The sequence below is a fragment of the Bathymodiolus heckerae thiotrophic gill symbiont genome, from assembly GCF_900128515.1.
In the GTDB taxonomy this organism is placed as follows: Bacteria; Pseudomonadota; Gammaproteobacteria; order PS1; family Pseudothioglobaceae; genus Thioglobus_A.
In genome coordinates this window covers 1-11,299 of record NZ_FQTP01000051.1, presented here as the reverse complement: position 1 = coordinate 11,299, position 11,299 = coordinate 1, and the positions used below count along the sequence as shown (strand labels likewise).

11 protein-coding genes and 1 pseudogene are annotated in these 11,299 nt (G+C 39.2%); 9 read left to right on the top strand and 3 right to left on the bottom strand.

All coding sequences use genetic code 11. The features are described 5' to 3' along the window. From BTHERMOSOX_RS07200 to trpB, 6 genes and pseudogenes are all read left to right on the top strand, one after another. Positions 1-144 (top strand): annotated as a pseudogene (locus tag BTHERMOSOX_RS07200) (IS1595 family transposase); the annotation flags it as partial. 23 nt (positions 145-167) lie between these two features. After that, complete coding sequence (locus BTHERMOSOX_RS07195; RefSeq protein ID WP_138120423.1) at positions 168-350, top strand: sulfur relay protein DsrC; 183 nt, start codon at positions 168-170, stop codon at positions 348-350. Positions 351-360: 10 nt separating this feature from the next. Then, positions 361-1,068 (top strand): hypothetical protein, encoded by a 708-nt coding sequence (locus tag BTHERMOSOX_RS07190; protein WP_138120422.1) that lies wholly within the window; start codon positions 361-363, stop codon positions 1,066-1,068. Next, complete coding sequence (locus tag BTHERMOSOX_RS07185) at positions 1,069-1,683, top strand: phosphoribosylanthranilate isomerase (RefSeq protein WP_138120421.1); 615 nt, start codon at positions 1,069-1,071, stop codon at positions 1,681-1,683. Between the two features lie 97 nt (positions 1,684-1,780). After that, on the top strand, positions 1,781-2,941 hold the full coding sequence (locus BTHERMOSOX_RS07180; RefSeq protein ID WP_138120420.1) for a Fic family protein: 1,161 nt from the start codon (positions 1,781-1,783) through the stop codon (positions 2,939-2,941). Next, the gene (gene trpB, locus BTHERMOSOX_RS07175; RefSeq protein ID WP_138120419.1) at positions 2,938-4,146 is read left to right on the top strand and encodes a tryptophan synthase subunit beta; all 1,209 of its coding nucleotides are present in this window, start codon (positions 2,938-2,940) and stop codon (positions 4,144-4,146) included. Before BTHERMOSOX_RS07180 ends, trpB begins: the two co-directional genes overlap by 4 nt. Before the next feature lie 89 nt (positions 4,147-4,235). Here trpB and BTHERMOSOX_RS07170 read toward each other — a convergent pair whose 3' ends face one another. Genes BTHERMOSOX_RS07170 through BTHERMOSOX_RS07160 form a run of 3 tightly spaced genes read right to left on the bottom strand, consistent with a single transcriptional unit; the run spans position 4,236 to position 7,424 of the window. Continuing rightward, positions 4,236-5,405, bottom strand: a complete 1,170-nt coding sequence (locus tag BTHERMOSOX_RS07170; protein WP_138120418.1) for an MFS transporter — start codon at positions 5,403-5,405, stop codon at positions 4,236-4,238. Continuing rightward, the gene (gene glmU / locus BTHERMOSOX_RS07165; RefSeq protein ID WP_138120417.1) at positions 5,406-6,764 is read right to left on the bottom strand and encodes a bifunctional UDP-N-acetylglucosamine diphosphorylase/glucosamine-1-phosphate N-acetyltransferase GlmU; all 1,359 of its coding nucleotides are present in this window, start codon (positions 6,762-6,764) and stop codon (positions 5,406-5,408) included. Continuing rightward, on the bottom strand, positions 6,765-7,424 hold the full coding sequence (locus tag BTHERMOSOX_RS07160; protein WP_249360641.1) for a hypothetical protein: 660 nt from the start codon (positions 7,422-7,424) through the stop codon (positions 6,765-6,767). It lies immediately after the preceding gene. Between the two features lie 73 nt (positions 7,425-7,497). Here BTHERMOSOX_RS07160 and BTHERMOSOX_RS07155 point away from each other — a divergent pair, with 73 nt between their 5' ends. From BTHERMOSOX_RS07155 to hemE, 3 genes are all read left to right on the top strand, one after another. After that, positions 7,498-9,891, top strand: coding sequence for a heavy metal translocating P-type ATPase (locus BTHERMOSOX_RS07155; protein ID WP_138120415.1), 2,394 nt, complete (start codon positions 7,498-7,500; stop codon positions 9,889-9,891). 82 nt (positions 9,892-9,973) lie between these two features. Next, entirely contained in the window at positions 9,974-10,186 is a 213-nt protein-coding gene (gene rpmE / locus BTHERMOSOX_RS07150) for a 50S ribosomal protein L31 (RefSeq protein ID WP_138120414.1), read from the top strand. Positions 10,187-10,301: 115 nt separating this feature from the next. After that, positions 10,302-11,299 (top strand): uroporphyrinogen decarboxylase (hemE, locus tag BTHERMOSOX_RS07145; RefSeq protein ID WP_138120413.1); only part of this gene is annotated, 998 nt, incomplete at its 3' end.

Genomic DNA, 11,299 nt, shown 5'->3' with positions numbered 1-11,299 from the left:
AGGCTGGTAAAATTTAAAGGAATGAATAAAAATATGTTTAATCTACACTTGAAAGAATGTGAATTTAGATTCAATAATCGCAAGCAAAATCTTTATAAGATTTTGCTTGAAATGTTCAGAAAAGAGTTGCTTAAGTTGTCATGACCCATTATTAAATAAGAATTGCTATGTTATTAATCAGTGAAATAATGATCGGCAACCCTCAAATAGATAATTTTGAGGAGTTGGTCGTGACATTTAGAGCTATTGCTAAATCATCCGATGAGCGTTTTTTCCGTATGGATGTTAAGCCAGACTACCAGGACGTACCAGATAATTGGGAAGATCGCTTAGAAGCGGCCTTTTACTAGAGGATAAATCATGGGAAAATACCTAAACAAAGAGCAAATTTTTGATGCTGAAGATGGCGAAGATATGTACGCCAATGAAGAGCAGTTAGTTGCCCGTCTAGATTTTTTCGAAAAGCAACTGATGGATCAAACTACCGATACACCAGTTGAAGATAAAATCAATACTTTGCTGGAAATTGCACGAATTCAAGTTGAGCGTTATAAGGGTGCTGATGCATGGGAAAAAGCCATGACAGCATTTGATCTGGCTAAAGAAAACGAGCTTTGGGAATTAGCAATAGAAGCTTGTGATGCTATGTTCTTGTCTGAAGGTCCAGATGCATTAAAGGCATTAGGTCACGCACTATGGCTGGGTGTTACCTTCCCAATTGATGCTGAAATTACCGTGGCTATGTTGCAGCATTTGGTAGAAGAGTCTCCCAAGGGTGCCGATACGAAAGCCTATGCTGCTGCAGTAGCGCATTATATTGTCTCTGTTCGACGTGGCACAGACGATGACCTAACCTTTTTTGCCTCGCAGATGATTGCCTCAGTTGCAGATGAGCATTCTCATGTTTCAGATCAATCAACCTTTGACTTATGGCGTAAAACATTACAACTAGATAAGCCAGAAGTTTTCTTATCTAAACTTTCTAGTGCAATCGATCAACTGGTAGGTGAAGATTGGTGGGTTGATCGTGATGCCATTAGAGCAAAATTAGACGCTGAAGGAAAATAAATGAAAATCAAAGTTTGCGGATTTACTCAAGCACAAAATGCACGCGATGCTGCGATGTTGGGTATTGACGCAATTGGCCTGGTTTTTTATGAAAAATCTCCGCGACATGTTGATATTGATCAAGCGTTGGAAATTGTCCAAGCGTTGCCACCCTTTATTAATAGAGTGGGTTTATTTGTTAATGCTGATTCGCACTTTATTGATGAAGTATTATGCGAGGTGCCATTGGATACCTTGCAATTCCATGGCGATGAAACGCCCGAGCAATGTGCACAATATGCCATGCCATTTATTAAGGCGTTGCGCATGAATAAAAAAACCAATCTTGTTCAAATGGCGCAGGACTACCATCAGGCAAGCGGCTTGCTATTAGACGCATTCAGCGACAAGGCCTATGGTGGTACAGGAGAGCAATTCGACTGGTCTTTAGCCAGCGTCAAAACACTAGATATTGATTTGCCAATTATCTTAGCGGGCGGAATAAATACTGAAAATGTTGCAGATGCTATTGCCCAAGTTAATCCGTACGCAGTTGATACTTCTAGTGGCGTGGAAAGCGCGTCAGGCGTGAAAGATATTGCTAAAATAAAGCAATTTATATCCAATATAAGGTAGATTCCATATCTCACCTTATGGCGAAAAAGTAAAATATAGGTTTCTTTATTTCACCTTATGGTAAAAAAGTAAAATAAGAAAAAATTAAAGGCGAGTAATGAGAATATCTACATTTAAAGCAGGAAGGTTTCAATCTATCGATGCCTACCATTACAAATATTTTTTACCTGAGTTTATTAATCACAGTTTTGAAATCGACAGCGGGCCTTTACAGGTTCAACTAGAAAAGTCAACAAGATTATTAGGTGAGCTTAATGCAATGGCAAGAATGGTGCCAGATATTGACCTATTTATCATGAGCTTCATTAACAATGAGGCAACACAATCAAGCAAAATAGAAGGCACACAAGCAGAATTAGATGATGCGTTTAAAACTGAGAATGACATCAATATGGAACAAAAGGATGATTGGCTTGAAGTTTTTTTATATATTGATACAATAAAAAATGCGATTAAAAAATTAGACGAATTGCCTATTGGCGTTCGTCTTATTAAACAAATGCACAAAACTTTACTATCCTCTGGCAGAGGCAAGAATAAAATGCCAGGTGAATTCCGTACCTCACAAAACTGGATTGGCGGCACAAGTATTGACAGTGCCGAATTTATTCCTCCGCACCAAAATTTGGTATCTGAATTAATGTCAGATCTGGAGCATTTTTTACATAAACAAAATTCTGTGCCAGATATTATTAAAATTGCCATTATTCATTACCAATTTGAGACTATTCATCCTTTTTTAGATGGCAATGGTAGAATTGGTAGAATATTAATACCTCTTTATCTCGTTAACAAGGGAACGCTGTCAAAACCTTTATTCTATATGTCTGCGTTTTTTGAGGCTAATAAGGGTGCTTATTATAAGAAACTAATGAATGCCAGATTAAAAAATGAATTCTCTGATTGGATTATGTTCTTTTTAAAGGGCGTAGAGCAAACTGCCGAGCACAGTATTGAAACTTTAGTAGAAATTATGAACCTAAAGAGCGACTTAACTAAAAAAATACAAAATGAATCGGGCAACCGATCTAGTAATAATTTAAGGTTGTTCAACGAATTATTCCAAACACCCTTTCTTAGTGTGGGCCAAGCAAAAGAAAAGTTGAGCGTGTCATCAACAACTGCTAAACATGTTGTTGATGACCTTGTTAAAATGAACATCTTAAAAGAACGCACTAAAAATAAACGTAATAGATTGTTTGCTTTTCAGCCGTATTTATCTATTTTAAACAAACCATTTCCAATAAAAAAACAATGACAAAGAAATATAATCTACCAGACGATAAAGGGCACTTTGAGCAGTTCGGCGGAAAATTTATTGCCGAAACCTTGATGACAGCGGTTACCGAATTGCAAGAAGCGTATGAAAAATACAAAGATGATCCAGAATTTATTGCTGAGTTTGAACATGACTTAAAGCACTATGTTGGGCGCACAACGCCACTTTATCATGCGGTTAATCTAAGTAAAAAATTCGGTGGTGCGCAGATTTACCTTAAACGTGAAGATCTAAACCACACCGGTGCACATAAAGTTAACAATGCTATTGGTCAGGCGCTACTTGCTAAACGCATGGGTAAAACTCGTATTATTGCTGAAACGGGTGCAGGTCAACACGGCGTTGCCACCGCAACGGTTGCCGCAAGATTGGGCATGGAGTGTGTGGTCTATATGGGTGAGGTGGATGTCGCTCGTCAAGCGCTGAATGTATTTCGTATGAAGTTGTTAGGTGCAACGGTTATTCCAGTCACCTCGGGTTCAAAAACACTTAAGGATGCGCTGAATGAAGCCATGCGTGATTGGGTAACAAACATTGATGATACGTTTTATATCATTGGTACAGTTGCTGGCCCGCATCCTTATCCAATGATGGTGCGTGATTTTCAATCAATTATTGGTAAAGAGGCCAAAGTCCAATTCGCTGATCAAGTTGGCGGACTGCCTGATGCATTGGTGGCTTGCGTGGGCGGCGGTTCAAATGCTATTGGCCTATTCTATGAATTTATTGATGATGAGTCTGTTGAAATATACGGTGTAGAGGCAGCAGGTCATGGCCTTGATAAAGGCCCTACAGCGCATGCCGCGCCTTTATGTGCAGGCAGTGTTGGCGTACTTCATGGCAATAGAACGTACTTGATGGAAGATGAAAACGGTCAAATTATTGAAGGCCACTCTATTTCTGCTGGTTTGGATTATCCAGGTGTTGGTCCAGAACATGCTTATTTAAAAGATTCTGGTCGTGCGCAGTATGTAGCTATTACGGATAAAGAAGCGCTAGAAGCCTTTCATACGCTCACTAGAGTTGAAGGTATTTTGCCTGCGCTTGAGTCTTCTCATGCAGTTGCTTACGGCGTTAAATTGGCACAAAAACTTGGAAAAGATAAAAATATTATTATTAATCTTTCGGGGCGTGGTGACAAGGACATCCATACTATAGCCGAAATCGAAGGCATCCAATTTTAGAATAGTACTTTTTCATAATTACTGCGTCAGTTTCCGTACTCAAAGTATGCCATTTCAATAATTTCCAAATTTTTTGGCAGGATAAAAAACTAAACGGATTTATTATTAAGCCACCATAATAATACAAGTAACTGGACAATGAGTAATGGTACAGCAGAGAGTAGTACCATTTCCCAACCGTAATTAAAAACAAACCAGCCAGCTGATAATGAAGCTAAGGCTTGAATACCAAAAATTAGAAAGTCATTTAAAGATTGAACTTTAAATTTTTCGTTGTCGCTGTAAGCTCTAGGTAATAAGCTGGTGCCACCAATAAATAAGAAATTCCAGCCTAATCCTAATAGTATTAACGCTATCCAATAGTTGTTAAGAGCATGGCCTGAATAAGCGAAGACTACACAGGCAAAGTAGATGGCCACACCAGTAAGCATCATTCTGCTAACACCCAGCCATTTCACAATAAACGGGGTGAATAAAGACGGCAAGAACATGGCGATTACGTGTGATTGAATCACAAACTTGGTTTGCTCTAAAGAAAACCCATCAATCACATGCATGCTCATTGGTGTGGCTGTCATTAAATAGCTCATCACCACATAGCCAACAGCAGCACTAGAAATGGCGATAATAAATACAGGTTGTTTGATAATGACCGACAATGGACGAGTGTCGTTATGTTGCACTTCGGTTGCAATATTAGTTTGTTGATAAAACCATAAGAGTGCAAAGGCAACAAAAAAACACGAGCTTAATATAACGAATGAGCCGATAAAAGTTGTATCGAATAAGTCTTTACCCAAGGTGGCAATTTCAGGGCCTAAAAAGGCTGATACTAAGCCACCAATCAACACTGCTGAAGTGGCTGTAGCACTTAAATTCCCACTAACACTTTCGATGGCAGCAAAACGAAATTGATTCATGGTTGCGGTGGTTGCGCCAAATAAAAAAGTAGCCAAACAAAACAAGTAAAAAGATTGAATTTGTAGGGCAGTGATTGCCAGTGCAATAATAGCTACTGTGTAAGTGCAAATACTTAGAAAAACTCGACGACGACCAATAATGGCCATTAATCGATTAATTGGAATAATAAAGCTAGCTGTGCCAACTACTAATAATGCCACGGGCAGAGTGGATAGACTGTCAGTTGGCGCTAAAGTTTGACCGATGATGCCGCCCAAGAAAATCACAAAAACACTCAGCGACATAAACAGTGATAAGCTGGCTGTTAATATCCAGACGTTGCGTGGCAGGACGAACATTTATTTCTTAACTGGGCGTTTCCAGCTTTTCATAATAATCTGCTTACTGCGGCTAAGCACTAGTTGATCATCTGGCGTGTCTTTAGTGATGGTTGATCCTGCGCCAATAGTGGCGTTTTTACCAATGGTAATTGGGGCTACTAGCTGAGAGTCTGAGCCTACAAAAGCGCCATCTCCAATAATGGTTTGGTGTTTATTGACGCCATCATAATTACAAGTGATTACGCCTGCACCAATATTTACATCATCACCCATAGTGGTATCGCCCACATAGCTAAGGTGTGAGACTTTTGATCCTTTGCCAATAGTAGATTTTTTGATTTCAACAAAGTTGCCAATTTTGGCATTTTCACCAATGATGGCTTGTGGGCGAATACGCGTAAAAGGACCAATGGATGCACCATTATTAATAACAGCATCCTCAATAACAGAGTTTGTTAAGATAATCACATTATCGCCAATTTTAGCGTTTTTTATTGTGCAATTCGCAGCAATTGTCGTATTTTTACCTAGACTAACCTCGCCTTCAATCAAGGTGTTAATGTCAATTTCACAATCCTGTCTAAAGCTTAAATTTCCACGGCAATCAAAGCGTGAGGGGTCTTTTAAGGTTAAGCCTTGCTGCATAAAACCAATAGCTTGATTCTTTTGAAAGACTCTTTCTAGCTCTGCAAGCTGCACTTTGTCATTAACACCGGCTACTTCAAACTCGTCTTTTGTAACAACTGAACCAATGGTTTTATTGTCATTAACGATCACCTCAATAATATCAGTTAAATAAAGTTCGCCTTGGGCGTTGTTAGAATCTAGGCCAGCCAAGTATTGTTTAAGCAGTTGGGTGTTAACAGCCATAATGCCTGTATTAACTTCACAAATATTTAATTGCTCTGCATTAGCGTCTTTTTGTTCAACAATCGCTTGAATGATGTTATTTTGACGAATGATTCGTCCGTAGCCTGTTGGATTGCCTAACACAACAGATAGCAAAGCCACCCCCGAGGTGTTTGCTGCATCAATGAGTTGCTCTAGTGTTGCTTGCTTGATGAGTGGCACGTCACCATACAATATCAGAGAGATTGAATCGTCTTCAATATGTGGCGCAGCTTGTGCAACGGCATGTCCTGTCCCTAACTGCTGAGCCTGCTCAACCCAGTTGATTGAATCATCGTTAATAGTTTGTTTCACCTGATCGCCACCAAAGCCATAAACTACATGAACTTGTTGACTAATGGCTTTAGCCTGAATAAGCACATGCCCTAGTAGTGTGTTGTCAGATAAAGTTTGTAAAACCTTTGGCTTGGATGAGTTCATGCGCGTGCCTTTGCCCGCTGCAAGAATAATGGCGTGAATGTTGCTCATTTAAAAGTCTTCGGCAATAGGATTTTGATCTAAATATTCTTCGGTAATACCTGGCACGATAAAGCTAATAGTGCCAATAACTTGTCCATCTTTACGACCTACGTTGTAAGTAGCAGCGCGCATTTTAAGAGGAGCATCTTTGAAAATATCAGAGAATTTGCGAGATTTTCTTGATTGAATAACAAACTCATCTTTACTAATAAACGTGTATTTAATATTATACTTTTGATAGGCCTCATTTTCAAATTCAGCAATCATCTTGGTGAATTCATCTTTATTAAAAGTATTAGCACTAACTTCTAAAATATCGAATTTATTGGCACCATCTTCAATTAGCACTAAGTCAAATTGCGTCTTAAGTACGTGGAACATTTTTTTGATTTTTCCAACATCGTTAAGTGGCATCATCAACACAACTGACACCAAACGATCGCTTAGAAAGCGAAAAGCTAATTCTGCACTTTCGCCGGCTAATGAGTGTTTTTGTAAGCACAAGGTGCCTTGTTCATAGCGCTCAGAACAATCTTCTAGTGCATGTGCTTTTTGTAAAAATGTTTTTGGCATACCAACCAAATATTGTTTATAAAGGCGGATTTGTTCATTGGCAACACTGGGTGTGGCAAATAAAAATAATAAACTTAATAATAGCAGGCGCTTCATACAAAAAAAATCGTTTTTAACTTGATTCATATTGTAAACGCATAAGTCTTTAAATACAATAAAATTACCACTTATGGACAACACTTGTTTTCACTGTGGGCTAGAGGTCAACAGCCGTAATCGCATTCAAGCTAATATTAATCAGTTATCGCATGATTTCTGCTGTGTGGGTTGTTCTAGCGTGTGTCAAACTATCCATCAAAGTGGTTTGGGTGCTTTTTATCAGCAGCAAACCAGTTCAATTTTGCCGGTGGTTGATCTTGAATATCCACTTGAATTTTATGATGCACCCGCATTTCAACAGCCTTTTTTAGAAGCTGCTGACGAAGGTGAAAAAATTATCACCTTGATTAGCGATACCATTCATTGCGCCGCCTGTGTTTGGCTGATTGAAAAGGCCGTTGGCTCACTTGACGGGGTAAATTGGGTTAGGGCAAATCTTACCAATAAGCGTGTTAGAGTTAGCTGGAAAGAGAATGATATTCAGCTGTCAGATATTATGCAGCGTTTGGCTGGGTTGGGTTATAGTGCCATGCCTTATGAGCAAAATATGGCTGAGAAAATGGCCAATAAATCTAATAAAGTCATGCTTTATAAAATAGGTTTTGCAGCATTCACGATGATGAATTTATTGTGGATTTCAATCGCCATGTATACCGGCGCTAGTGATGGAAAATATTATCACTATTTTCAATGGCTTGGATTTGCGTTGGCAACACCCACTTTATTTTATTCCGGCCTTGGGTTTTTGACCAGTGCTTATAACGGCCTTAGAAATGGCGTTATAAATATGGATGTGCCAATTAGTATTGGCGCATTAACCACTTATTTTTATTCAGTTTACGTGTTACTAGGGTTTTCTGCCAAGGGTGAGGTGTATTTTGATACGGTTGTGAACTTTATCTTTGTAATTTTAATTGGCCGTTATTTAGAAAGCTCAGCCAAAAAATCTTCCATTTCTGCTTCAAGCTCTTTGCAACAATTGCAACCAAAAGTTGCTTTAGTAATAAAGGATGATGCAGAAATTATCACCCCAATTAGTGCGATTAACATTAATGACCGAGTTTTGATCAAACCTGGAGAGCGCATTCCGGTTGATGGGCGTGTGGTATTTGGTACTAGCGAGGTGGATGAATCCTTACTCACAGGAGAATCGCGCCCGATTGTCAAGGTTTTGGATGGTGAAGTGTTTGCCGGCTCAGTCAATGGCCAAGGCGCGTTAGAAATAAAAGTCGAAAAAACATTGAAACAATCAGTTTTAGGAAAAATTGTGAGCTTGGTAGAAAATACCCAACACAATAAAAGTTCAATTGTTTGTAGTATTGATAAAATTATTCCGTATTTTGTTGGCGTGACTTTGTTTTTGGCGACAGCTACTTTTATTTATTGGTATCCACAAGATTTTGATTTAGCACTATTGAGTGCAACCAGTGTGTTGATTATCACTTGCCCTTGTGCGTTTGGTTTGGCAACGCCAATGAGTATTGCTGTGGCGAGCGGTGCAGCGATTAAAGATAAAATGTTGATTAAAAATAGTGACGTGCTTGAAGTACTGGATCAAGTCGACTGGGTGGTTTTTGATAAAACTGGCACACTTACATTGGGCGAGTTTAAAATTACTCAGATAGAATCTGACCAAGATGATTTGATTCAAATTATGGCCAGTATTGAAAAGCGTTCTGGGCATCTATTAGCCAAGGCCATTGTGGCAAAAAATAGTGATAAATTTTTATCTGTTACTGAATTTAATTCAATACCAGGCCAAGGCGTGAGTGCTACTATTGAAAGCCAGGCTTACAAAGTTGGGCGACTATCTTTTGTGGATGTTGATCAGCAAGTAAAACAGCAGATGCTAGAAAAATCTCAAGAGATTGAACGTCAAGGTGCGAGTTGTGTTTGGTGCAGTGGGCCACAAGGTGTCTTGGGCTTTGTGGCATTGTCAGATCAAATCAAAGCTGATGCCAAAATAGTTGTCCAGCAATTACAAACACAAGGCAAGCAGGTGAGTATTTTGAGTGGTGATAGTCAGGCAGTTGCGCAAAAAGTGGCCAATTACTTAAACATTGAACATGTTGTTGCACAGGCTTTGCCTGAGGATAAGGCTGATTATATTAAGCAGTTACAAAAGAGGCACAAGGTTTTAATGATTGGAGACGGTGTGAATGATGCGCCTGCCCTAGTTCAAGCAGATGCCAGCATGGCGATTGGATCGGGCAGCGATGTGTCGGTTAACCATGCGGATGTAGTGTTATTAAAATCAACATTGTCACCAATTATTACGATGATTAATTTGGCTAAGCGTACTAATCGAACCATTAAACAAAACATTGTTTTTGCACTAACGTACAACGTACTGATGGTGCCATTAGCGATGATGGCGATGATTACGCCGCTATTTGCTGCGATTGTAATGCCGATCAGTTCACTCATTGTTATTGGCAATGCAGCGCGACTTAGAAAAAAATAAAAACAAATTGCTAAAAAATAAAGTGCTGAGGTGCAAATAGTATATAATTTGTCCTCTTTCGAGATTTAACAATATTAAGAACATGAAAACAGATATTCATCCTAATTACGACACCGTTAAAGTAGTTTGCTCATGCGGTAATACATTCGACACACGCTCAACTATTGGCAAGGAAGAGTTACATCTTGATGTTTGCTCAAGCTGTCATCCTTTCTATACAGGTAAGCAAAAAATCATGGATAGTGCTGGCCGTGTTGAGAAGTTCAAATCACGTTATGGTGCATTCAAGAGATAAGCCTAATAGATTGACAAAAAAGCCACATTTATGTGGCTTTTTTTATGCCCGATTGAATGAGATTTTTGACCAAATATCGTTATAATTATGGCATTCATTTTTTATACACAGCCCCATGTCATTTGATTACATAAACGCCCTACTAAAGAAGCCAACAACTCGTACACCAATTTGGGTCATGCGCCAAGCAGGTCGCTATTTGCCGGAGTATCGTGCAACTCGACAACAAGCTGGAGACTTCATGAGTTTGTGTAAAAATCCAGAGTTGGCATGTGAGGTAACCATGCAGCCAATGGATCGATTTGATTTGGACGCGGCTATTTTATTTTCAGACATATTAACCATTCCTGATGCAATGGGCTTAGGTTTGTATTTCAGCGAAGGCGAGGGCCCGAAATTTAAGCGCCCACTTAAAACACTGGCAGATATTGAGGCTATTCCTTCAGAGGTTAACAACGATTTAGCCTATGTTTTTGACGCTGTATCAACCATCAAGACAGCATTGGGTAATCGCGTACCCTTAATTGGTTTTAGTGGCAGTCCATGGACGCTAGCAACTTATATGATTGAGGGAGGTAGTAGTAAAACCTTTGCTAAAATTAAGGCGATGTTATTCAATGATCCGAAAATGCTACATTTGCTACTAGACAAACTTGCAGATAGCGTTATTGCTTATTTGGATCAGCAAGTAGTTAGTGGTGCAGATAGCTTGATGGTATTTGATACCTGGGGCGGTGTATTGTCCAAAGCTAACTACTTGGACTTTTCGTTAAGCTACATGCAAAAAATTGTCAGCGGGGTTAAAGCAAAACACCCAGATACACCAATTACTTTGTTTAGTAAAAACGGTGGCAAGCATTTAACTGAAATCGCCAATACGGGTTGTGATGGCGTAGGTATTGATTGGACAGTTGAGCTTGGTGATGTTGAGCGCCAAATTGGTAGTCAGGTTGCTATTCAGGGAAATTTAGATCCTGCAGTTATGTACGCTACACCTGAGATTATCAGAATAGAGGTTAAAAAAGTATTAAGCCAGTTTAAAGGTGATACTGGACACATCTTTAACTTAGGTCATGGCATCACTCCAGACGTTGACCCTGAAAACATGAAAGT